At 68.0% G+C, this 21,032-nt stretch carries 21 protein-coding genes; 7 read left to right on the top strand and 14 right to left on the bottom strand.

What is annotated here, in order from left to right; translation table 11 throughout:
- Positions 1-36 precede the first annotated feature (36 nt).
- On the top strand, positions 37-495 hold the full coding sequence (locus RTW82_RS30040; RefSeq protein ID WP_031289025.1) for a MarR family winged helix-turn-helix transcriptional regulator: 459 nt from the start codon (positions 37-39) through the stop codon (positions 493-495).
- A 1-nt stretch (position 496) separates the two neighbouring features.
- Here RTW82_RS30040 and RTW82_RS30035 read toward each other — a convergent pair whose 3' ends face one another.
- A complete protein-coding gene (locus RTW82_RS30035) occupies positions 497-1,129 on the bottom strand; it encodes a hypothetical protein (RefSeq protein ID WP_316927370.1) in 633 nt (210 codons plus the stop codon).
- 154 nt (positions 1,130-1,283) lie between these two features.
- Here RTW82_RS30035 and RTW82_RS30030 point away from each other — a divergent pair, with 154 nt between their 5' ends.
- Together RTW82_RS30030 and RTW82_RS30025 are read left to right on the top strand one after the other, a co-directional pair.
- Complete coding sequence (locus RTW82_RS30030) at positions 1,284-1,895, top strand: LysE family translocator (RefSeq protein ID WP_316927369.1); 612 nt, start codon at positions 1,284-1,286, stop codon at positions 1,893-1,895.
- Positions 1,895-3,106, top strand: a complete 1,212-nt coding sequence (locus RTW82_RS30025) for a benzoate/H(+) symporter BenE family transporter (protein WP_316927368.1) — start codon at positions 1,895-1,897, stop codon at positions 3,104-3,106. The genes RTW82_RS30030 and RTW82_RS30025 overlap by 1 nt, the downstream gene beginning before the upstream one ends.
- Positions 3,107-3,405: 299 nt before the next feature.
- Here the strand turns inward: RTW82_RS30025 and RTW82_RS30020 are convergent, their stop codons facing one another.
- Both RTW82_RS30020 and RTW82_RS30015 read right to left on the bottom strand, forming a co-directional pair.
- A complete protein-coding gene (locus RTW82_RS30020) occupies positions 3,406-4,290 on the bottom strand; it encodes a bile acid:sodium symporter family protein (protein ID WP_316927367.1) in 885 nt (294 codons plus the stop codon).
- A gap of 141 nt (positions 4,291-4,431) precedes the next feature.
- Positions 4,432-5,196 (bottom strand): SDR family oxidoreductase, encoded by a 765-nt coding sequence (locus tag RTW82_RS30015; protein WP_021220670.1) that lies wholly within the window; start codon positions 5,194-5,196, stop codon positions 4,432-4,434.
- Positions 5,197-5,424: 228 nt separating this feature from the next.
- Between RTW82_RS30015 and RTW82_RS30010 the strand changes: the two genes are divergently transcribed.
- Positions 5,425-6,429 (top strand): NADP-dependent oxidoreductase, encoded by a 1,005-nt coding sequence (locus tag RTW82_RS30010; RefSeq protein ID WP_021220671.1) that lies wholly within the window; start codon positions 5,425-5,427, stop codon positions 6,427-6,429.
- Positions 6,430-6,557: 128 nt separating this feature from the next.
- Here the strand turns inward: RTW82_RS30010 and pyrF are convergent, their stop codons facing one another.
- Together pyrF and RTW82_RS30000 are read right to left on the bottom strand one after the other, a co-directional pair.
- Positions 6,558-7,256 (bottom strand): orotidine-5'-phosphate decarboxylase, encoded by a 699-nt coding sequence (gene pyrF, locus RTW82_RS30005; protein ID WP_316927366.1) that lies wholly within the window; start codon positions 7,254-7,256, stop codon positions 6,558-6,560.
- An 82-nt stretch (positions 7,257-7,338) separates the two neighbouring features.
- Positions 7,339-8,079 (bottom strand): hypothetical protein, encoded by a 741-nt coding sequence (locus RTW82_RS30000; RefSeq protein ID WP_316927365.1) that lies wholly within the window; start codon positions 8,077-8,079, stop codon positions 7,339-7,341.
- 307 nt (positions 8,080-8,386) lie between these two features.
- On the opposite strand from RTW82_RS30000, the gene RTW82_RS29995 reads away from it, so the two are divergent.
- The 3 genes from RTW82_RS29995 to RTW82_RS29985 all read left to right on the top strand — a co-directional run bounded on the left by RTW82_RS29995 (position 8,387) and on the right by RTW82_RS29985 (position 11,093).
- Positions 8,387-9,151, top strand: coding sequence for a response regulator (locus RTW82_RS29995; RefSeq protein WP_410478878.1), 765 nt, complete (start codon positions 8,387-8,389; stop codon positions 9,149-9,151).
- Positions 9,148-10,179, top strand: a complete 1,032-nt coding sequence (locus tag RTW82_RS29990) for an ATP-binding protein (protein ID WP_316927381.1) — start codon at positions 9,148-9,150, stop codon at positions 10,177-10,179. Before RTW82_RS29995 ends, RTW82_RS29990 begins: the two co-directional genes overlap by 4 nt.
- 113 nt (positions 10,180-10,292) lie before the next feature.
- The gene (locus RTW82_RS29985; RefSeq protein ID WP_316927363.1) at positions 10,293-11,093 is read left to right on the top strand and encodes an EF-hand domain-containing protein; all 801 of its coding nucleotides are present in this window, start codon (positions 10,293-10,295) and stop codon (positions 11,091-11,093) included.
- Between the two features lie 577 nt (positions 11,094-11,670).
- Here RTW82_RS29985 and RTW82_RS29980 read toward each other — a convergent pair.
- The 9 genes from RTW82_RS29980 to RTW82_RS29940 form a co-directional block, all read right to left on the bottom strand.
- Entirely contained in the window at positions 11,671-13,203 is a 1,533-nt protein-coding gene (locus RTW82_RS29980) for a YdgA family protein (RefSeq protein ID WP_316927362.1), read from the bottom strand.
- A 164-nt stretch (positions 13,204-13,367) separates the two neighbouring features.
- Positions 13,368-14,441: an AI-2E family transporter gene (locus RTW82_RS29975; protein WP_021220678.1), complete on the bottom strand. Its 1,074-nt coding sequence runs from the start codon at positions 14,439-14,441 to the stop codon at positions 13,368-13,370.
- 75 nt (positions 14,442-14,516) lie between these two features.
- Positions 14,517-15,341 (bottom strand): DUF4892 domain-containing protein, encoded by an 825-nt coding sequence (locus RTW82_RS29970; RefSeq protein ID WP_081672290.1) that lies wholly within the window; start codon positions 15,339-15,341, stop codon positions 14,517-14,519.
- A gap of 2 nt (positions 15,342-15,343) precedes the next feature.
- Positions 15,344-16,006 carry a glutathione S-transferase family protein gene (locus RTW82_RS29965; RefSeq protein WP_184490849.1) on the bottom strand — a complete coding sequence of 221 codons (663 nt, stop codon included), beginning with the start codon at positions 16,004-16,006 and terminating at the stop codon, positions 15,344-15,346.
- Between the two features lie 50 nt (positions 16,007-16,056).
- Positions 16,057-16,920, bottom strand: coding sequence for an alpha/beta fold hydrolase (locus tag RTW82_RS29960; RefSeq protein WP_263403550.1), 864 nt, complete (start codon positions 16,918-16,920; stop codon positions 16,057-16,059).
- Positions 16,917-17,726, bottom strand: a complete 810-nt coding sequence (locus RTW82_RS29955) for an alpha/beta fold hydrolase (protein WP_184490847.1) — start codon at positions 17,724-17,726, stop codon at positions 16,917-16,919. Before RTW82_RS29955 ends, RTW82_RS29960 begins: the two co-directional genes overlap by 4 nt.
- Before the next feature lie 109 nt (positions 17,727-17,835).
- Positions 17,836-18,645, bottom strand: coding sequence for an AraC family transcriptional regulator (locus RTW82_RS29950; protein WP_316927361.1), 810 nt, complete (start codon positions 18,643-18,645; stop codon positions 17,836-17,838).
- Between the two features lie 61 nt (positions 18,646-18,706).
- Positions 18,707-19,150, bottom strand: a complete 444-nt coding sequence (locus RTW82_RS29945) for a hotdog fold thioesterase (RefSeq protein WP_021220684.1) — start codon at positions 19,148-19,150, stop codon at positions 18,707-18,709.
- A gap of 55 nt (positions 19,151-19,205) precedes the next feature.
- Positions 19,206-20,873: an AMP-binding protein gene (locus tag RTW82_RS29940; RefSeq protein WP_316927360.1), complete on the bottom strand. Its 1,668-nt coding sequence runs from the start codon at positions 20,871-20,873 to the stop codon at positions 19,206-19,208.
- Positions 20,874-21,032 lie beyond the last annotated feature (159 nt).

Raw genomic sequence — 21,032 nt, 5'->3', positions numbered from 1 at the left:
GACCGAAATTACGATGCCCGGGATGGATACGTCAATATGCTTGACCTTAAAAACCCAGCCGTCCAGCACGCCGCCATGGAAGCCTTCTTCTTCGGCTACCAGGCCTTCACCAGCAAGCCCGACGAAATGCTCGCCCGTCGCGGCCTGTCGCGGGTGCACCACCGCATCCTGTTCTTCATCGCCAAGTACCCGGGGCTCAGCGTCAAGGAGATGCTCGGCTACCTAGGCGTCAGCAAGCAGGCGTTGAACACGCCCCTGCGCCAATTGATGGAGATGGACCTGGTGCAAAGCACCGCCGCCGACGACGACAAGCGCAAGCGCCAGCTGGGCCTGACCGCCGACGGTTCGAAACTGGAGAAGAGCCTGCGCCGCGAGCAGGCGCGCCTGCTGGAGCGCGCCTTCAGCGAGGCCGGGGCGGACGCCGTGGATGGCTGGCTGAAGGTCAACCAGGCACTGTCCAGCGCACGCCCGGGCGAGAGCGAAGAAGCCGCCTGACTCAGGCCCGCCCGGCCACGTCCCTGGCGCCGCGGAAGAACACCAGCGCCATGGCGATGGACGAGCCCAGCAGCGGCAGCAGGGAAACCAGCACCAGCAATACCGTCGCCATCATCACCCCGCCCACCAGCAGCAACCAGGCCATGACGCGGAACGGCGGATAGACGTTCTGCACCTTGAGCAGGCGCACCGCCAGCCAGATGACCACGGCGCCATAGCCGACCATCAGCCCCAGGTACGCCCCCAGCTGCCAGCCCAGGCGCGCCATGGCCGCGTCGTCCACCAGCATCATCATCACCTGGGACACCACGCCCGCCAGGATCACCAGCCAGGTCGGCCAGGCCAGCCCGGTGGCGGCGAAGCGCGCCTCGGCGAAGCCCTTCAGGCGCAGGCTCAGGTAGCTGCCCAGGAGCATCACCGCCAGGCCCAGCCAGTCGGCGACCAGCGAGGCGCTGTGGATGCCGATGAAATCCCCCAGGAAGATGAACACCAGCACCGCCACCGACCCCAGGGCCGAGATCAGGCACAGCCAGCCCAGCAGGTTGAGCAGCCCCGGGCTCCAGTCCGGCAGTTCGTGAGGGGCTTGTGCGCCCACCAGATCAGTCTGGGGTGCGGCGTAGGGGTTTTCGTCCATGTGGCGGGGCTCCTGGGGAAACTCGAAACCGGAACAGTACTGGCTGTATCCACGCGCGTCACGCGACTGTATCGCTTTTTGCGCGCTTCGCTGTACGGGGCGCGGCAACGCGCCACGCCGTAGGCTTCCAGCATTCCAACAAGAGTGCCCCGCCATGAGCCCGGAACTGCTGCTCGCCTTCGCCCTGTTCGCCTTCGTCACCTCGATCACACCGGGCCCCAACAACATGATGCTGCTCGCCTCCGGGGTGAACTTCGGCGTGCGCCGCAGCCTGCCGCACATGCTCGGCATCAGCCTGGGCTTCATGGTCCTGGTGATCGCGGTCGGCCTCGGCCTGCACCAGGTCTTCGAGCAGGTGCCGGTGCTCTACACCACCCTGCGCTACCTGGGCGCGGCCTACCTCCTTTACCTGGCCTGGAAGGTCGCCGGCTCCGGCGCCCCCGACAGTCGCGACAGCGGCGCGCGGCCCTTCACCTTCCTCCAGGCGGCGGCCTTCCAGTGGGTCAACCCGAAGGCCTGGGTCATGGCGATCGGCGCCATCACCACCTATACCCCCCAGGAGAACTTCGTCACCAATGCCCTGCTGATCGCCGCGCTGTTCGCCCTGATCAACTGCCCCAGCGTCGGGCTCTGGACCGTGGCCGGCAGCCTGCTGCGCCGCTGGCTGTCCTCGCCACGGGTGCTGCGCGCGTTCAATATCGGCATGGCCCTGCTGCTGGTGGCCTCGCTCTATCCGATCCTCGTCGACTTCAAGGGAACCGTCTGATGACCCAGGCTTCCGACTCCAGCGCCGCCCTGCCCCGCCTGCGCCCGCTGGCCGACTCCTCGCCCTCGGCGGTGGTGGCGGGCTTCATCGCCATGCTCACCGGCTACACCAGCTCCCTGGTGCTGATGTTCCAGGCCGGCCAGGCCGCCGGGCTCAGCGCCGGGCAGATTTCCTCGTGGATCTGGGCCCTGTCCATCGGCATGGCGGCCTGCAGCATCGGTTTGTCGCTGCGCTACCGCACGCCCATCACCGTGGCCTGGTCGACCCCCGGCGCGGCGCTGCTGATCACCAGCCTGCCGGGTGTCTCCTACAACGAGGCCATCGGCGCCTTCATCGTCTGCGCCGTGCTGCTCACACTGGTCGGCCTCACCGGCGGCTTCGAACGCCTGATGCGCCGCCTGCCCGGGTCCCTGGCCGCCGCACTGCTAGCGGGCATCCTGTTCAAGATCGGCAGCGAAATCTTCGTCGCCGCGCAGCACCGCACCGCACTGGTGCTGGCGATGTTCTTCAGCTACCTCCTGCTCAAGCGCCTGCAACCGCGCTACGCGGTGCTGGTGGCGCTGCTGGTGGGGTGCGCCATGTCGGCGGCGCTGGGGCTGCTGGACTTCAGCGGCTTCGACTTCGCCCTGGCGCAGCCGGTGTGGACCACGCCGAGCTTCTCCTTCACCGCCATCATCAGCATCGGCATCCCGCTGCTCATCGTCGCCATGGCCTCGCAGAACATCCCCGGCATCGCCGTGCTGCGCGCCGACGGCTACCAGGTACCGGCCTCGCCGCTGATCTCGGTCACCGGCTTCGCCTCGCTGCTGCTGGCACCCTTCGGTTCCCACGGCATCAACCTGGCGGCCATCAGCGCCGCCATCTGCACTGGCCCCCACGCCCACGAAGACCGCAACAAGCGCTACACCGCCGCCGTCTGGTGCGGCATCTTCTACGGCATCGCCGGCACCTTCGCCGCCACCCTCGCCGCGCTGTTCGCCGCCTTCCCCAAGGAACTGGTGCTCTCGGTGGCCGCCCTGGCGCTGTTCGGCTCCATCAGCAACGGCCTCACCGTGGCGATGAACGAACCCAAGGAACGCGAAGCGGCGCTGATCACCTTCATGGTCACTGCCTCGGGCATGAGCCTGCTGTCCATCGGCTCGGCCTTCTGGGGCCTGGTGGCCGGGGTGCTGACCCTGGTGATCCTCAACTGGAATACCGGCAAGAACTGAAGCACGGGCGGCCTGGCATCGGTGCAACGACCTGCACCGCCGGTGGATGAAAAGAGCGCCATCCACCCTACACATCGATCAGCTTCATAGGTTGGCGCCGAGCGCAGCGAGGCCCAACGGTGCGATGTCCGGCCTCGCGACGTTGGGCTTCGTACCTCAGCCCAACCTACGGTGTCTCCTGTTCCCCGGCCGGCACCGCTTGGGAATGTAGGGTGGACCACGCTTCATCGGTCCACCGCAGCGGAGCCCGGACCCGCACCGTAGCCCGGGCCTCAGCCCGGGACACTGGCACGCACCCTTCAGGCCTCCGACGTCAGCTCGCGCCCGTGCACGCGGTTGACCCACCAGCCGAAGGCGGCGGCGGTGAAGAACATGATGATGCTGTAGATGGCCGCCGGGATGGCCATGGTCGGGTTGTTAAGCAGCATCGGGCTCAGCGCCAGGGCGATGGCCAGGGTGCCGTTGTGGATGCCGATCTCCATGCCGATGGCCACCGCCTGGCGTTGGCTGAGGCGGCACAAGCGCGGCACGAAGTAGCCCACCGCCAGGCTGATGAGGTTGAACGCCAGCGCCGCCAAGCCCACCACCGGGGCGTAGTCGACGAAGGTGCGCCAGTCCTTGGCCACCGCCAGCACGATGATCAGCAGCAGGAACAGCGCCGAGATGATCTTCACCGGCGTCTCCATGCGCGCGGCGAAGCCGGGGAAGCGGCTGCGCAGGAACATGCCGATGGCCACCGGGCCGAGGACGATGGCGAACACCTGCACCACCTTGGCGAATTGCAGCGGGATGGCCTGGTCGCCGGTCATGAAGTGGGCCAGGGACAGGTTGACGATGAAAGGCATGGTGAGGATGGCGATCACCGAATTCACCGCCGTCAGGGTGATGTTCAGCGCCACGTCGCCGTGGGCCAGGTGGCTATAGAGGTTGGCCGAGGTGCCTCCGGGGGATGCCGCCAGCAACATCATGCCCACCGCCAGCGCCGCTTCCAGCTGGAAGCCCTTGGCGAGCAGGAAGCAGGCCAGCGGCAGCAGGAGGATCTGGCAGCCGAGGCCAATCAGCACCGGTTTGGGGAATTTCACCACCCGGGCGAAGTCCGCCAGGGTCAGGGACAGCCCGAGGCCAAGCATGATGATGCCCAGTGCCAGGGGCAGGAAGAGGGTTACCAGGGGGCTTGCGGTCATGTTGTTCTCCTTGTCGGACCTTGGCGGATTCTGCGCACGCGACGCGTGGCTGGATAGTGGCCCCGCAGGCCAGCCCCGGCCCGACCTGTAACAGAATGCAAAAAGGCGCCCGAAGGCGCCTCTGCATGACCGCGTAACGGGTCAGATGGCGGTGGCGCCACCGTCCACGGCCAGGGAATGGCCGGTGGTGAAGCCCGCAGCGTCGCTGCACAGGTAGAGCACCGCGCCGGCGATCTCCTCGACCTTGCCGATGCGACCCACCGGGTGCATGGCGGCGGCGAACTCGCCCTTCTTCGGGTCCGCCTCGTAGGCGCGGCGGAACATGTCGGTGTCGATCACCGCCGGGCACACCGCGTTGACGCGGATCTTCTTCTTCGCGTACTCGACGGCCGCCGATTTGGTCAGGCCGATCACCGCGTGCTTGGAGGCGGCGTAGATGCTCATCTTCGGCGCGGCGCCGAGGCCGGCGACGGAGGCGGTGTTGACGATGGCGCCGGCGCTGCCCTGGGCCAGCATCTGCGGGATCTGGTACTTCATGCACAGCCAGACGCCCTTGACGTTGACGCCCATGATGGCGTCGAACTCGGCCTCGGAACCCTCGGCCAGCTTGCCCTTCTCGATCTCGATGCCGGCGTTGTTGAAGGCGTAGTCGAGGCGACCATAGGCGGCGACGGTGCCTTCTACCAGGGCCTTCACCTCGGCATCGACGGTGACGTTGCAGCGGATGAAGGTGGCGTCGCCACCGGCATCGCGGATCAGTTGCACAGTGCCTTCGCCACCGGCGGCGTCGACATCGGACACCACCACCTTCAGGCCTTCGGCGGCGAATGCCTGGGCGGTCGCGCGGCCGATACCATTGGCGGCGCCAGTCACCAGGGCGACCTGGCCGGAGAAAGTCATGCTCATCTATGCAACCTCGGTTGGAATGGGGGAACCGGGCTGGAGTCTAGTCACTGGAGGGGACTCGGCGTCAGCATCATCAGGTCCGTGGTGGGTGCTGCATCCAATCTGCTGATGAAGCACCCCCGCAATGATCATTGCCATTCATGGCCGGACATTCCTTGCCGCGACTAAGCTTGCCCTCCACCGCCGTGCAGACTAAACCGGTGGTTTCCCTATTCGGAGTGCCCTGCCATGTCCCAGCTCAACCGCCAGTTCCTGCTCGCCAAGCGTCCGGTCGGCGCGGCCACCCGCGACACCTTCTCCTATGTCGAGAAGCCGGTGGCCGAGCCCGGGCCGAACCAGATAGTCGTGGAAAACCTCTACCTGTCCCTCGACCCAGCCATGCGCGGCTGGATGAACGACGCCAAGTCCTACATCCCGCCGGTGGGCCTGGGCGAAGTGATGCGCGCCCTGGGCGTGGGCAAGGTGATCGCCTCCAACCACCCGGACTTCGCGGTGGGTGACCACGTCAACGGCGCCCTGGGCGTGCAGGACTACTTCGTCGGCGAGCCCCGTGGCTTCTACAAGGTCGACCCGAGCCGCGCACCGCTGCCGCTCTACCTCTCCGCCCTGGGCATGACCGGCATGACCGCCTACTTCGCCCTGCTCGACGTCGGTGCACCCAAGGCCGGTGACACCGTGGTGCTCTCCGGCGCCGCCGGCGCGGTCGGCAGCATCGCCGGGCAGATCGCCAAGATCAAAGGCTGCCGCGTGGTCGGCATCGCCGGTGGCGCCGACAAGTGCCGCTTCCTGATCGACGAACTCGGCTTCGACGCCGCCATCGACTACAAGAACGAAGACGTCGCCGCCGGCCTCAAGCGCGAGTGCCCGAAAGGCGTGGACGTGTACTTCGACAACGTCGGCGGCGACATCCTCGACGCCGTGCTCACCCGCCTGGCCCCGCGCGCGCGCATCGTCATCTGCGGCGCCATCAGCCAGTACAACAACAAGGAAGCGGTGAAGGGCCCGGCCAACTACCTGTCGCTGCTGGTCAACCGCGCGCGCATGGAAGGCTTCGTGGTCATGGACCACGCCGCCAACTTCGCCAGCGCCGCCCAGGAAATGGGCGGCTGGATGGCCGCCGGCAAGCTGAAGAGCAAGGAAGACATCGTCGAAGGCCTGGAAACCTTCCCGGAAACCCTCGGCAAGCTGTTCAGCGGCGAGAACTTCGGCAAGCTGGTGCTGAAGGTCAAGTAACCCTTCCGCGCCAATAGAAATGGCCCGGGCTGCAGTGCAGTCCGGGCCATTTTATTTGGGGCTCATGTAGGTCAGGTGCAACCCGACCAACCATCGCGCGACACCAAATGGGGCGCGCCGATCGAGCCTCAGGCGAGTTCAGCGACCACGGCGGCCAGGGCCTTGGCCGGGTCGGCGGCCTGGCTGATGGGGCGGCCGATCACCAGGTAGTCGGAGCCGGCGTCCAGGGCCTGGCGCGGGGTGAGGATGCGGCGCTGGTCGTCCTGGGCGCTGCCCGCCGGGCGGATGCCGGGGGTGACCAGTTGCAGGCTCGGGTGCGCCGCCTTCAGTGCGGTGGCTTCCTGCGCCGAGCACACCAGGCCGTCCATGCCGGCCTTCTGCGCCAGGGCGGCCAGGCGCAGCACCTGCTCCTGGGGCTCGATGTCCAGGCCGATGCCGGCCAGGTCCTCGCGCTCCATGCTGGTGAGCACGGTCACGCCGATCAGCAGCGGCTTGGGCCCGTTGAACTGCTCCAGGGTCTCGCGGCAGGCCGCCATCATGCGCAGGCCGCCGGAGCAGTGCACGTTGACCATCCATACGCCCATCTCCGCCGCCGCCTTCACCGCCATCGCGGTGGTGTTGGGGATATCGTGGAATTTCAGGTCGAGGAACACCTCGAAGCCGCGGTCACGCAGAGTGGTGACGATGTCCGATGCGCAGCTGGTGAACAGCTCCTTGCCCACTTTCACCCGGCACAGCTTTGGGTCCAGCTGGTCGGCCAGCTTCAGCGCGGCTTCGCGGGTGGGAAAATCGAGGGCGACGATGATGGGCGTCTGGCAGGCGGACATGGGCGGGCTCTCTGGCAAGTCGAAAACGGCGCGCATTGTAGCGGAAGCCCGCGCCCGCCGCTGCCCCGGTGATCGCCCGCGCTCACGCCAGGTGATCGAGGACGAAGGCGGTCATGAAGCCGGCCAGGGTGATCAGCCCGGTCCAGGCATGGGTGCTTTCGAAGGCCTCGGGGATCAGCGTATCCACCAGCATGCACAGCACCGCACCGGCGGAGAACGCCAGGGCGAAGCCCAGCCAGGCCGGCGGCAGGTCGCTCATCAGCCCCGGGCCGGCCATGGCCGCCAGGCCCGAGAGCAGCACGATGACACCCCACAGGCCGAACACGAACAGGCCGCTGCGCTTCTCCTCGCGCAGCCCGGCGGCGCTGGCCAGGCCCTCCGGCAGGTTGGAGAGGAAGATCGCCACCAGCATCAGCAGGCTCACCTCACCGCCATCCAGCAGCCCCAGGCCGAGCCCCAGGGACTCGGGAATGCCATCGAGGAAGGCACCGACGGCGATCAGCAGCGCCACCATGGAGCCCACGCCGCCGCTGCGCTGGCGATGATGCGCCTCCCAGCGGTCCAGCAGTTGGCTGGCGAGGACGAACAGCGCACCGCCAGCGAGCATGCCCGCCAGGGTCGGCCCCAGCCCGCCGAGGCGCTCGGCCTCGGGGATCTGGCCGAAGCACAGCGCGGCGATCAGCACCCCGCTGCCATAGGCCATCACCGAGGCGGTGACCGCCTTGGGCAGGGACACCCAGAAGCCGATGGCGGCACCGAGCAACAGGCTGCTGGCGGCCAGCCAGCCCCAGAAACCGGCGAGCAGGGTGGTGGAAATCTGCATGACAACTCCTGTGGGGGAAGCGCATCCGAGCGCGGCGCGACATAAGTAACCCATCCAGCCCGGGAAAGCAGCCATGGCCTTTCCCCGGGTTGCGAGCGCCCTTTCCGAGATGAACGCCGCGCCTTTGTATCGAGTCCGATACAAAGCCGACACGCTGGCGACACCGCCATCGGCGAGCCTCTCGCCGCGATGGCCGGCAGCAGGACGGCGGAGTAGCATGCGCCCGATGGATGCCGACGGCCCGCCGCTCGACGCCCCGCCGCCAGACGCGAAGCACAGTGGTCCACCGGCCCGGTGAACCCGCCAGATGGCAAGAACACCCATGCACAACCAAGCCCCCGCCCCCGCCGACAACCGCCGCTGGAACACCCGCGCCCTGCTGGTGGACGACGACGTGCCGATCCGCGACCTGCTCTGCGACTACCTCGCCCGCTTCAATATCGAGGCCGTGGGCGTCGACGATGGCGAGGCGATGCGCGAGGCACTGGCCAATGCCCCCTTCGACGTGGTGGTGCTGGACCTGATGCTGCCAGGCGAAGACGGCCTCTCCCTGTGCCGCTGGCTGCGCGGCGAGTCCGATATCCCGATCCTCATGCTCACCGCCCGCTGCGAGCCCACCGACCGCATCATCGGCCTGGAACTGGGCGCCGACGACTACATGGCCAAGCCCTTCGAGCCCCGTGAGCTGGTGGCGCGCATCCAGACCATCCTGCGCCGCGTGCGCGACGACCGCGAAGGCCTGCGGGCCGACCAGCGCGCCAGCATCCGCTTCGACGCCTGGCGCCTGAACGGCGTGCTGCGCCAGCTGCAATCCCCCGAAGGCCTGGTGGTACCGCTGTCCAATGCCGAGTTCCGCCTGCTCTGGGTGTTCCTCGAACGCCCGCGCCGGGTGCTCAGCCGCGAACAACTGCTCGACGCCGCCCGGGGCCGCTCCATCGAAGCCTTCGACCGCAGCATCGACCTGCTCGTCTCGCGCCTGCGGCAGAAGCTCGGCGATGACCCCAAATCCCCACGCCTGATCAAGACCGTACGCGGCGAGGGCTACCTGTTCGACGCGAGGGAGATTGGCTGATGCGCCAGGCCGACACGCTGTTCGCACGCCTGTTCGGCATATTCCTGGCCGCCATCGTCCTCGCCCACCTGCTGGCCTTCCTCTGGTTCCAGCAATACGGCAACCCGCCACCGCCCCAACCCATGCCGCCCCATGCAACAGACGGCCCGCGCGCCGGCCAGCCGCCGCCCCCGCGCCCGCTGTTCGGTGGCCCGCTGGTGCCGCTGACCTTCCAGCTGCTGACCCTGATCGTTGCCGCCTGGTACGGCGCCCGTGTGCTGTCGCGGCCCATCCAGCGCCTGGCCAGCGCCGCCGACCGCCTCAGCGAAAACCTCCAGGCCCCGCCCCTGGATGAACGCGGCCCGCGCGAGGTGCGCCAGGCCGCCCATGCCTTCAATCTGATGCAGCAGCGCATCCGCGAGCAGGTGGCCCAGCGCAGCCGCATGCTCGCCGCCGTCTCCCACGACCTGCGCACCCCCATCGCCCGGGTCAAGCTGCGCGTGGAGCAGGTGCCGGACGCCCAGCTGCGCAGCCGCATGGACCAGGACCTGGGGGAAATGGTCGCCATGCTCGACGCCACCCTCAACTACCTGCACCAGCAGCGCGCCGACGAGGCGCTGCAGCTGTTCGACCTCCAGGCCCTGGTGGAATCCATGGCCGAAGACGCCCAGGACCGTGGCGCCGATGTGCGTGCCGAAGGCCAATGTGCGCCGCTGCGGGCCCAACCCATGGCGCTGCGCTCCTGCGTCAGCAACCTCGTGGAAAACGCCCTGCGCTACGCCGGCCATGCGCGGGTCCGCCTCGAAGACGGCCCCACCGAGGTGCGCATCCACGTCAGCGACCGTGGCCCCGGCATAGCCCCCGAGCAACGCGAAGCGGTGTTCGAACCCTTCTTCCGCCTCGAAGGCTCGCGCAACCGCAGCTCCGGCGGCGTCGGCCTGGGCCTGACCATCGCCCGCGAAGCCGCCCGACGCCAGGGCGGCGACCTGGTGCTGGGCGACAACCCCGGCGGCGGCCTGCTGGCCACCCTGACCATCCCCCGCGCCTGAGCCCCGTCTCCACGCTGATACAAAGCGCATAAACCCCCGACACGCTTGCGCCTGAACCTGCGAGAACCGGAGAACCCACTCCGGCCTTGCCATCACGCACAGGAGTGACTCCCATGATCAGTGGCGTCAGTGGTTACTCGGGCTATAGCAGCTACAGCAGCTACAGCTCGGCGCTCTCCTCGAAAAGCACCGCCAGCAGCAGTAGCAGCAGTGGCGGCTGCGCTTCGGGGCAATCGAAACTGCAGGAAAAGCTGTTCAGCCTGCTGGACAGCAACGGCGACGGCAGCGTCGCCAAGGACGAACTGAGCACCGCGCTGGCCAACGCCAAGGAAAGCGACAGCGGCATCACCCTCGATATCGACGAGCTGTTCGCCCAGCTGGATGCCAACAGCGACGGCTCCATCGACCTCGACGAAACCGCCGCCCTCACCCCGCCTCCACCGCCCCCTCGCGGCGGCCCCAACCCCGAGGACCTGTTCGCCGAACTGGATGCCGACGGCAATGGCGCCATCGACCAGAGCGAGCTGACCAGCGCCCTGGGCGACGACAGCGGCATCGACAGCAGCGAGCTGTTCGCCAGCCTCGATGCCAACGGTGACGGCAGCCTCAGCGTCGACGAAACCGCTGCCCTAGCCCCCCCGCCTCCCCCGCCGCCGGGCGCGGGCTTCGGTGGCGACAGCGACGAGCTGTTCAGCTCCCTGGATGCCGATGGCAACGGCAGCATCAGCCAGGACGAGTTGAGCAGCCTGTTCGGCCAGAGCGGCAGCCAAAGCGACACCAGCAGCACCAGCAGCACCAGCGCCAGCAGCGATGACGTCTACGCGCGCCTGGCCGCCGCCCTGCTCAAGCAGTACGAAAGCAGCGCCGGCACCTACGAGGCCCGCGTCGGCAGCCAGCTCAGCATCGCCGCCTGAGCCCGTCCCGCGAAAAGAAAACCGGCCGCTGCGTGAGTGCGCAGCGGCCGGTTTTTTGTTTCGGCGATCAGCCCGATGGTGGGTTTGAATCGATGGGTTTCGCTGCGCTCTACGCCATCCTACGGAAGTGGTTCCACGGAGTTCGTAGGATGGGTAGAGCCGTGCGCAACCCATGCTGTGTCAGCCGGCGTACACGATGGGACTGGAGGCTTCGAATCGATGGGTTTCGCTGCGCTCTACACCATCCTACGGAAGTGGTTCCACGGAGCTCGTAGGATGGGTAGAGCCGTGCGAAACCCATGCTGTGTCAGCCGGCGTACACGATGGGACTGGAGGCTTCGAATCGATGGGTTTCGCTGCGCTCTACRCCATCCTACGGAAGTGGTTCCACGGAGCTCGTAGGATGGGTAGAGCCGTGCGAAACCCATGCTGTGTTGGCCGACGCTCGCGGTGTGGCTGAAGCATTCGAATCGATGGGTTTCGCTGCGCTCTACGCCATCCTACGGGGCGGTATTCCAGCCATGAAAAAGGGCCGGCGCCTGGTGGCGGCCGGCCCTCTGGGAATACCGAGGGAGGGTTATTCCTCGATCGGCATCGGGGTTTCTTCGTCCGGGAAGGCCGGCTGCTCGCCGCCCATGGCGCCGCCCAGGCCACCGGCGCTGGCCATGACCAGGCCGGCGAATTCCTCGACCGTCATCTTCTTGCCGTTGAAGTCCACCTGGCCGTCGGCGTAGTGCAGGCGGGCGCGGATGTCGTTGCCTTCCAGGGCCACGAGCTGGGTGGACAGCAGCATGCCGCTGGCCATCTCGGTGGTCATGGAGGCCTGCTGGGCGATGGCTTCCTGGTCGTCCTGGCCCTGAAGCACGGCCTGCACGCTGACCAGGTCGCTGATCATCGGTTTGGACAGGCTCAGGTCCAGGTCGAGGCTGGTGATGGCTTCACGGGCGATCTGGTCCGGCGGCAGGTCGAAGGACGCCGGCTTGGCCAGTTGCATGGCCAGGCTGAAGCGGCTCTCGCCATTGGCGGTCTTCAGGCTCAGGCGCTCGAGGGCGAACTGCGGCCTGCCTTCCAGCAGCTTGATGAGGTCGGCCTTGGCCTGCTCCTGCTGGGCTTCGGTCAGGTCCTCGAGGGTCGATTCGCCGGCCTGGCCCACCTGGCCGACCTGCTGGTACAGCGCGCCGTAGAAGTCAGCCAGGGACTTCAGCGCCACCGAGTCGAGGCTCTTCATGGTCCAGACCATCTGCGCGCTGCCGATGGGCTTGTCGGCGTAGCTGATGCTGCCGGCGTCCAGGGTCAGGCTGCCTTCGATGTTGCTGCCGTTCTCGCGGGTGTCCTGGCGCTGGGCCAGGTCGGTGAGCCGCACGCCCGGGTTTTCACCGACGATGACATTGGCGGTCTTCAGGGTGAAATCGCTTTTGCCCACGTACAGGCCGCTGGCGGCGCGGCTCTGGTCGCTGGCCAGGGACAGGCCCTGGAACAGCACGTGCACCGGCTCGCCCTGCTCGGAAACGGCGTCGACCTTGAGGCTGTCCATGGTGCCGATGGCGGCGACGCGGTTGCCGCCGGCATCGCTGCGCACTTCCAGGTTCAGGCCGGAGAAGCTCAGGTGGGACTCGTCCTCCATCTGCATGTCCAGGGGCAGCAGGGTCAGGCTGCCGCTCATGGAGCGGTCGTAGCCGATGCTCACGTCACCGACCAGGGGCGAGGCGCCCTTGCTGGCGGCGAACCACTTCTCGACGCTGGGGCTGGATTCCAGGGCGTAGTTGCTGGCGGCCATCACCGGCGCCAGCTTGAAGGCCTTGAGGCGCGACAGCGGGAAGGGGCCGTGCTCGATCTTGTCGACGAACAACAGCTCCGCGCCCTCGCCTTCCCCACCGACGTGCACGCGGTAATGCGCGGTGCTGGTGAACACGCCCTGCTCGAGGGAGACCAGTTCCAGGGTGGCGGAGGTGCCGAAGGCCGGCGCGGACTGCTTCAGTTGCGCGTTGGCTTCCTTGATGGAGGTGTCCAGCACGGCGGGCAGCTGGGTGCCGGTGTACCAGGCACCGGCGCCGGAAACGGCGGCGATGGCGACGACTGCGCCCAGGGCGATCTTTGCGGTTTTGCTCATGGTTCGACTCGCGGAATATCCGTGTGAATTGTTGCTTCCCTGCATCCGCAAGCGGAGCCGATGCAAAGCGGCGCGGAAAAATGCGGCGAAAAGGCTATCACCGTGCCACTGCGCTTCCAAGCCAGCAGAGCCCCCAGATTGCGGTTCTGCTGGCCAGTCGTGGTTTAGCTGGGGTCCGGCTCCCGGGGCTTGTCGGTCGACTCGGGCAGGGGCCGGCCGATCCAGTCGGAAATCAGGCTGTAGGCCACCGCCAGCAGGGTCGGGCCGAGGAACAGCCCCATGAAGCCGAAGGCGAGGATGCCGCCGAACACGCCGAGCAACACCACCACCAGCGGCAGGTTGCCGCCCCGGCTGATGAGGTAGGGCTTCAGCACGTTGTCCACGCCGCTGATGATGAAGAAGCCCCAGATCGCCAGGAACACGCCGTAGCCGTACTCGCCGTGCCAGAACAGCCAGGCGGTCGCGGGCACCCACACCAGCGGCGGGCCCATGGGGATCAGGCTCAGGGCGAAGGTGACCAGGCCCAGCACCAGCGCCCCTGGCACACCGGCGATCCAGAAGCCGATCAGCGCCAGCAGGCCCTGGGCGGCGGCGGTGCCGATCACGCCGTTGACCACCCGCTGCACGGTGCCGGCCACCAGCTCCAGGTAGTGCGGGGCGCGGTCGCCGATCAGGCGTTCCAGGGCGCGCTCGGCGAACAGCGCCATGCGCGGGCCGTCGCGGTAGAAGAAGAACACCAGCACCAGGCTCAGGGCCAGCTCCAGCATGCCGCCGCCGAGCTGGGCGCTGCGCGCCAGGATCCAGTTGCCGGCCTGGCCCATGTAGGGTTTGAGGCTGGTGAAGAAGGCCGCGCCCTGGGCGTCCACACGTTGCCACAGGGCCACCAGGCGGTCGCCCACCAGGGGCATCTCGGCCAGCCATTCCGGCGGCTGCGGCAAGCCCTCCACCTGGACGTTCTTCACCAGTTCGTTGGCATCGCGGATGTGGTCGGCGAGGTTGAAGCCCATCCACACCAGGGGCACCGCCACCAGCAGCATCCAGCCGGCGGTGAGCACGGCGGCGGCCAGGGACACGCGCCCGTCCAGCCCGCGGGTGAGCAGGCGCATCAGCGGCCAGCTGGCGAAGGCCAGCACGGCGGCCCAGAACAACGCCGACCAGAACGGCGCCAGCACCCAGATACAGGCCCCCAGCAAGGCGAGCAGGAGTATCTGCACCAACAGGCGATCGTTATTCAGCATGAACAAAACACTCCGTGGAAAAACGCAAACGTGGCGCCATCGGGCGCCACGTCAAGCAAGCATGGACGCTGTGCCTCAGCGCAGCCACTCCAGGTGCAGGCCGTCGTTGGCCGCATCACCCAGCTCCAGGCGCGCGGCGCGCACGCCCTGCTCCACCAGGGCCTGGCGCCAGGCTTCGGCGCCCTCGCCGGAGAGGCTCGCGCGCAGGGTGCTGTCGAGGTTGAGGCTGCGCGCCAGCAGCGTCGCCCAGGCGGGGGTCGGCGCTGCCGGCAGGCCGGTCAGGTGCAGCTCGCCGCTGGTCTTCAGCTCGCGCATCAGGGTGGCGGGTGTGGGCAGGATTTCGCCCAGCGGTGTGGCGGCGTCCAGTTGCTCGGCATGCAGGTAGGCGCGGCGGTTGCCCCGGGTGATGGCGTAGAGCGCCAGCAGGCTGTCCTGCTGCGGCTCGGCCAGGCGCACCAGCAGGTAGGCCTGCTGTTCGTCCGGGCCGTAGAGGCGCGCGTTGCCGAACACCGAGTTGGCCCACAGGCTGCTGGAGCCGCAATCACGGCCCTGGCACCAGTAGAGCGGCACCGCGCCCTTGTCGAGCAGGGCGGTGCGCGCGCCGTCGAAGGCCTCGCCCGAGCTGTGGCCGCTGGGCAGCAAGTAGGTGACCGACGTCTGCCGGCCCTGGGCGTCGACCTTCTGTTCGAAGCGCAGCTGGTTGCTGATGCGCCGGATCGAGCCCTGGGGGTAGATGCGTTCCTGGTCGGCGGCTTCCTTGAAGTCGACGATCTCGGCGTGGGGGAAGCGCGGCAAGGCGCTGAGGTCGTGGCTGTCGGGCAGGTCGGCGGCGTGGGCGGCAGCCACCTGCAGGGACGCGGCCAACAGCAGGCCGGTAACGATGAGAGAGCGCATGCGCATCCTTAGCGAATCAACATGGACTGGCCGGTCTTGACCACCGTGTCGGCGGACTCCTGGCGCTTGGGTACCTGCAGGCCCCGCTGCACCGCCGGGCGGGCCTCGATGGCCGCGAGCCAGCGTTGCAGGTGGGTGAGCCCCTCCACCGACACACCGGCCCAATCGTGCAGGCGCACCCAGGGGAAGGTGGCGATATCGGCGATGCCGTAGTCGCCCGCCAGGTACTCCACCAGCGCCAGGCGCGAGTCGAGCACCTCGTACAGGCGGCGGGTCTCGTGCTGGTAGCGGTCGATGGCCGGTTGCAGGGTTTCCGGGAAATAGCGGTAGAAGACGTTGGCCTGGCCCTGCATCGGCCCGACCCCGCCCATCTGGAACATCAGCCATTGCATGGCCACGGAGCGGCCCTTGGCGTCGGCGGGCAGCAGTTGGCCGGTTTTTTCGGCCAGGTAGACGAGGATGGCGCCGGATTCGAACACCGCGAAGTCGCCGTTATCGCGGTCGACAATGGCCGGGATGCGGCCGTTGGGGTTGATCTCGAGGAAGGATGGCGCCTTCTGTTCCTTGCGCTCGAACGAGAGGCCATGGGCCCTGTAGGGCAGGCCCAGTTCTTCGAGGGCGATGGAGACCTTGTGCCCGTTGGGCGTGGCAGCGGTGTAGAGGTCGATCATCCGGGCTCTCCTTGGGAAGGCGCCCAGCCTTCCCGGTTGCCCCGATCAAGTCAAGGCGAGGCGAAGAAGCTATTGAAACAGTCTGCTACGGCCTGGGCGCCGCTTTCATCGTTGAGGTGCAGGTGATGGCCACCGGGTTTGTGATGCACCTCGAAGCCTAGACCCTGGAGCAGCTCGGCGATACGCGGTTCGGCACGGATCTGCCCCTCCTCCGCCAGCACCAGGGACGTGGGGCAGCGCACCGCGCGGACGAACTCGGTGGCGTGGGCGAAGGTCAGGCGCATCAGCGAAGGCAGGGTCAGGCGCATGTCGGTGCGCCAGGTGTAGCCACCCGGCACCGGCATCAGGCCGCGCCCGGCGAGCAGTTCGGCGGCCTCGCGGCTGACCGCCACCACGCCCTTCATGCGTGCTTCCACGCCGCGCTCGACATCGGCGTACACCGGCTTGCGCTTATCGCGCAGCGCCAGCCGCGCCTTGAGCGCATCGCCCAGGCGCTTGGGCGCGCCGTCGGCTTCGCCGGTGTAGGGGATCAACCCGTCGATCAGCGCCAGGCGCTCGATGCGCTCGGGCAGGGAGCCAGCCACCAGCACCGAGACGATGGCGCCCAGGGAGTGGCCCATCAGCGAGAAACGCTCCCAGCCCAGTTGCTCGGCCACCAGCAGCACGTCCTCGGCGTATTCCCACAGCTGGTAGCTGGAGCCCGGCGGGTAGTGCCCGGAATGGCCATGGCCGGCGAAATCCAGGGCGACGATGCGCAGCCCCTGGAGCTTCGGCGCCAGGCGCGCGTAGGTCATGGCGTTGTCCAGCCAGCCGTGCAGAGCCAGCACCGGCTGGCCGTCCTCGGGCCCGAAGATGTGTGCCGCCAGCTCGACGTGGGGCAGGTTCAGGCGGATTTCCTCGACGTGCGCGCTCATGCGGGCTCCCGGTCGGTGCGCTGGCCCTGCCAGCGGTTGAAGAGGTTCTTCAGCAGTTCGGCGGTGTCCTGCGGGCGCTCCAGGGGGAACATGTGGCCGCCGGGCAGGGACAGGTATTCGCCCTTGGGCACGCGTTTCACCAGGCGCGCATGGTGGGGCAGCACCACGCGGCTGTGGCGCCCGCGCACCACCGCCAGGGGCACGGCGAGCTGCTGCGGGCGGCCCGGGCTGCTGTGGGGCACGCTGCGGTAGATGCTGATCTCGGTGGCGGGGTCGAACTTCAGCCGCAGGCCGCTGCCGGTTTCGGTGAAGCCGTGGCGCACGTAGGCGTCCAGGCAATCCGGGTCGAAGCGGCGGAACAGCGATTTGCCGGAGAAGTACAGGCGCGCCTCGTCGAGGTCGGCGAACTCCTCGCGCCGGCCCAGGGTGCGCCCGGCCGGGGTGATGCGGTCGATGAAGCCGAAGCGCTTGGCCGCGCGGATGACGATGCGGTCGGCCAGGGTCAGCACAGGCGAGTCGAGCATGGCCACGCCGCGGTACAGGTCCGGGCGGCGCAGGGCCGCGTGGTAGTGCAGCACGCCGCCGAGGGAGTGGCCGACGCCGAACACCGGCTCGCCCTGGGCTTCGAGGTGGTGGATGAGCTCGTCCACCAGGTTTTCCCAGTTGTCGTTGACCGGGAAGCGCGGGTCATGGCCGTGCTGCTCCAGGTGCTGGATGCGGAAGTCCGGGCCCAGCGCCGCGAACAGCTTGGCGTAGGTGGCCGACGGGAAGCCGTTGGCATGGGCGAAGAAGATCGTCTGGGACATGGCAGTGCCGGCTGTTTGGGGACTGCCGGGGATTTTCCGGCAGCCCGGCGATGCCGGCAATGACCGTAACTGCCAGTGATGATGGCGCTATTGCCACCGCCGGGGTGCGTCAGTGCCCGGCGCGCAGGCGAGCGGGCGGCAGGCCGTAGGTGCGGCGGAACAGCCGGGAGAAGTGTGCCTGGTCGTAGAAGCCCAGCTGCAGCGCCACCTGGCTCAGGGGCTGGGTGCCGCGCAGCACCAGCGGCAGGGCCCGTTCCAGGCGCAGCTGGGTCAGCCACTGCTGGGGCGGCAGGCCGCAGTGATGGCGGAAACGCCGCAGCGCCTGCCAGGGGCTGAGGCCGCAGAACGCCGCCAATTCTTCCAGGGACGGCGGCGACTCCAGGCGTGACTCCAGCCACTCGCGCAGGCGTTGCCAGGTCGGTGCATCGAACCCCCGTTCCGGCTCACGCACCCGCAGCGTCGAGCCCTGCCCCAGCAGGCAGGCCAGGGCCGGCCACAAAGCGCTTTCCAGGGCCAGGGCCGAGCCCCCGAAGAACCCCGCATGCACCGCCTGCAGGTGCCGCTGCAGCACCGGCTCGCGCAAGGTGCTGCTGGTAAGGCGCGGTGCGCCCTGGTGGCCATCGCTGAGGCTGCGGCTGGCGGCGTCCAGCCAATCCGGTTCGATGGCCAGGATGCGGATGCGGTAGCCCTCCCCGCCCAGGCTGGCGCCGTCGTGGATCTGCTCCGGCGCCATCAGCAGGGTATCGCCACGCCCGGCCAGGCAGCGCTCGCCACCACTGACGAAGCGCTGCTGCCCGCTCAGCAGCAGGCCCACGTGGTACTCCAGGTGGAAATGCCGCGGAAAGGCGAAGTCGTGGTACTCGGCGTCGATCAGGCGGACGCCGGGCAGCGCGCTGGGAAGGTGGCTGGTGTGCTCCATGGCGCCACTCTACCGCGCGGAACGGGTGCTCGGCTTGGATGAAATTGCAGCCGGCCCCCACTCACCCCTTCGGCGGCTGCTCGCCCAGGGGGACGATGGCCATGGTCAGGCGCGAGATGCAGCTGGGCTTGCCGTCGTCGCCGCTGAGGCGGATGTCCCAGACGTGGGTGGTGCGGCCCAGGTGCACCGGGCGGGCGACGGCGGTGACGCGACCGCTGCGCAGGCCGCGCAGGTGGTTGGCGTTGACCTCCAGGCCCACGCAGTAGAAGCGGCTGGTGTCGATGCAGAGGAAGCTGGCGGTGGAGCCGAGGCTCTCGGCCAGCACCACCGAGGCGCCGCCGTGGAGCAGGCCATAGGGCTGGTGGGTGCGGCTGTCGACCACCATGCTGGCAGTGATGGATTCGTCGTCGAAGGCTTCGAAGCGGATGTCCAGCAAGCCACCGATGGTGCCCTGCTGGGAGGCATTGAGTTTTTCGAGATCAGGGGTCTGGCGCCACAGGCTCATGTCGGCTCCTTGGAAGATTGCCGCCGGGGCGGCCAGGGCACCCGGCGGTCAGGGGTCACTCGTGCCAGAGCACCGCCTGGCGGCGCTCGATCCATTCGGGGAAGCGCGAGCCGTAGGTGCCTTCCACCACGCTGCGCTTGATCTTCAGGGTAGGCGTGAGGAAGCCGTTGTCGACCGCCCAGACCTCCTTCACCAGCACCAGGCCGAGCAACCGCTCGTGCTTGTCGAGCGCCTCGTTCACCTGCTCGAGCAATTCGCGCAGGCTGCCCTCCAGCTCGGCGCGGGTGCCGTTGGCGGCTTCGTGGCGGCCCACGTCGGAAAGCACGCACAGCGCCATCGGTTGCGGCAGGCCATCGCCCACCACGCACACCTGCTCGATGCGGGTGTGCACCGCCAGGCGGTTCTCGATGGGCGCCGGGGCCACGTACTTGCCCTTGCTGGTCTTGAAGATTTCCTTGATGCGCCCGGTGAGGCGCAGGTTGCCGGCGGCGTCCTGCTCGCCCTTGTCGCCGGTGCGCAGGAAGCCGTCGGGGGTGATGGTCTCGGCGGTCTTCTCCGCATCCTTGTAATAGCCCTGCATGGTGGCGCCGCTGCGCACCTGCACTTCGCCATCGTCGTGAATGCGCACTTCGACGCCGGGGCTGTTGCGGCCGATCCAGCCGGTCATCTGCTCACCGGGGCGGCACACGTGGGAGTAGCCGCAGTTCTCGGTCATGCCGTAGACCTCGAGCACGTCCAGGCCCAGGCGCTTGTACCAGTGCAGCAGCGCCTCGGGCACCGGCGCGGCACCGCACAGGGCCACGCGCACGGCATCCAGGCCGAGGCCGGCGAGCACCTTGCGGCCAACGATGCGACCGATGATCGGCAGCTTGAGCAGGCGTTCGAGCTTCTGCGCCGGCATCTTCGCGTAGACGCCCATCTGGAACTTGGTCCAGATGCGCGGCACGCCGAAGATGGCCGTGGGCCGCGCCCGCTTGAGGTCTTCGAGGAAGGTATCCAGGCTCTCGGCGAAGAACACCGTCTGCCCTGCGTAGAGGGAAGCCATCTCGACGAACATGCGCTCGGCCACGTGGCACAGCGGCAGGTAGGACAGTAGGCGGTCTTCTTCACCGGTCTTGAACAGGTCGACACCGTGACCGGCGGCGAAGGCGAAGTTGCCGAAGGTCTGCATCACGCCCTTGGGCGTACCGGTGGTGCCGGAGGTGTAGATGATGGTGGCCAGCTGGTCGGCGCTGGTCTTGGGGTTGTCGCGGATCGGCGACTCCGCCTGCAGCTCGCTCCAGTGGTAGCTGAACTCGCCTTCGGGGTGGATCGGCAGGGCGATGGTCGCCACGCCTTCGGGAATGCCACCGGCCATGGCGGGCCAGTCGTCCAGCTTGCCGATGAAGGCCAGCGCCGTTTCCGAGTGGGCCAGCACCTGGTTCACCGACTCGGCAGTGAGGTTCGGGTAGAGGGGAACGGAGATGTGCCCGGCCATCCAGATCGCCAGGTCCGCGACTATCCAGTGGGCGCAATTCTTGGAAATGATGGCGATGCGGCTGCCGGGCGGCAGGTCGCGCCCTCTCAGCCAGCTGGCGGCGCGTCGCGCCTGGTCGCCGACATCACCCCAGGTCAGCTCCTCGACCCTGCCGCCGGACAGCGGTTGGACCAGGTAGCGTTTGTTGGGATGACGTGCTTCTCGCTCGAAAAACATCTCAAGCGGCAAACGGACTGCATCAGCCACAGGGCCTCCTCCTTTTTTGTTTTTCTGGGGACAACCAAGCACTTGCTTGGGCGAATATTCCACGCAGTACGGAGCGGCGCAAGTTAAGAAATGTATCGGGCTCGGACACAGCTTCCGAGAGGCTCTGGGGCGGGGGGGTCAGCGGGAAAACAGAAGAAA

The sequence above is a fragment of the Pseudomonas sp. zfem005 genome (assembly GCF_032621735.1).
Taxonomy (GTDB): domain Bacteria; phylum Pseudomonadota; class Gammaproteobacteria; order Pseudomonadales; family Pseudomonadaceae; genus Metapseudomonas; species Metapseudomonas solani.
Note: the sequence above shows the minus strand (reverse complement) of the source record. Positions and strands in the feature narration are given on the sequence as shown.

What these genes read in the sequence shown, in the direction of transcription:
- RTW82_RS30040 (WP_031289025.1), top strand. Translation starts at nt 37, where the DNA reads ATGCTTGACCTTAAAAACCCAGCCGTCCAGCACGCCGCCATGGAAGCC.
- RTW82_RS30035 (WP_316927370.1), bottom strand. Translation starts at nt 1,129, where the DNA reads ATGGACGAAAACCCCTACGCCGCACCCCAGACTGATCTGGTGGGCGCA.
- RTW82_RS30030 (WP_316927369.1), top strand. Translation starts at nt 1,284, where the DNA reads ATGAGCCCGGAACTGCTGCTCGCCTTCGCCCTGTTCGCCTTCGTCACC.
- RTW82_RS30025 (WP_316927368.1), top strand. Translation starts at nt 1,895, where the DNA reads ATGACCCAGGCTTCCGACTCCAGCGCCGCCCTGCCCCGCCTGCGCCCG.
- RTW82_RS30020 (WP_316927367.1), bottom strand. Translation starts at nt 4,290, where the DNA reads ATGACCGCAAGCCCCCTGGTAACCCTCTTCCTGCCCCTGGCACTGGGC.
- RTW82_RS30015 (WP_021220670.1), bottom strand. Translation starts at nt 5,196, where the DNA reads ATGAGCATGACTTTCTCCGGCCAGGTCGCCCTGGTGACTGGCGCCGCC.
- RTW82_RS30010 (WP_021220671.1), top strand. Translation starts at nt 5,425, where the DNA reads ATGTCCCAGCTCAACCGCCAGTTCCTGCTCGCCAAGCGTCCGGTCGGC.
- pyrF (WP_316927366.1), bottom strand. Translation starts at nt 7,256, where the DNA reads ATGTCCGCCTGCCAGACGCCCATCATCGTCGCCCTCGATTTTCCCACC.
- RTW82_RS30000 (WP_316927365.1), bottom strand. Translation starts at nt 8,079, where the DNA reads ATGCAGATTTCCACCACCCTGCTCGCCGGTTTCTGGGGCTGGCTGGCC.
- RTW82_RS29995 (WP_410478878.1), top strand. Translation starts at nt 8,387, where the DNA reads ATGGCAAGAACACCCATGCACAACCAAGCCCCCGCCCCCGCCGACAAC.
- RTW82_RS29985 (WP_316927363.1), top strand. Translation starts at nt 10,293, where the DNA reads ATGATCAGTGGCGTCAGTGGTTACTCGGGCTATAGCAGCTACAGCAGC.
- RTW82_RS29980 (WP_316927362.1), bottom strand. Translation starts at nt 13,203, where the DNA reads ATGAGCAAAACCGCAAAGATCGCCCTGGGCGCAGTCGTCGCCATCGCC.
- RTW82_RS29975 (WP_021220678.1), bottom strand. Translation starts at nt 14,441, where the DNA reads ATGCTGAATAACGATCGCCTGTTGGTGCAGATACTCCTGCTCGCCTTG.
- RTW82_RS29970 (WP_081672290.1), bottom strand. Translation starts at nt 15,341, where the DNA reads ATGCGCATGCGCTCTCTCATCGTTACCGGCCTGCTGTTGGCCGCGTCC.
- RTW82_RS29965 (WP_184490849.1), bottom strand. Translation starts at nt 16,006, where the DNA reads ATGATCGACCTCTACACCGCTGCCACGCCCAACGGGCACAAGGTCTCC.
- RTW82_RS29960 (WP_263403550.1), bottom strand. Translation starts at nt 16,920, where the DNA reads ATGAGCGCGCACGTCGAGGAAATCCGCCTGAACCTGCCCCACGTCGAG.
- RTW82_RS29955 (WP_184490847.1), bottom strand. Translation starts at nt 17,726, where the DNA reads ATGTCCCAGACGATCTTCTTCGCCCATGCCAACGGCTTCCCGTCGGCC.
- RTW82_RS29950 (WP_316927361.1), bottom strand. Translation starts at nt 18,645, where the DNA reads ATGGAGCACACCAGCCACCTTCCCAGCGCGCTGCCCGGCGTCCGCCTG.
- RTW82_RS29945 (WP_021220684.1), bottom strand. Translation starts at nt 19,150, where the DNA reads ATGAGCCTGTGGCGCCAGACCCCTGATCTCGAAAAACTCAATGCCTCC.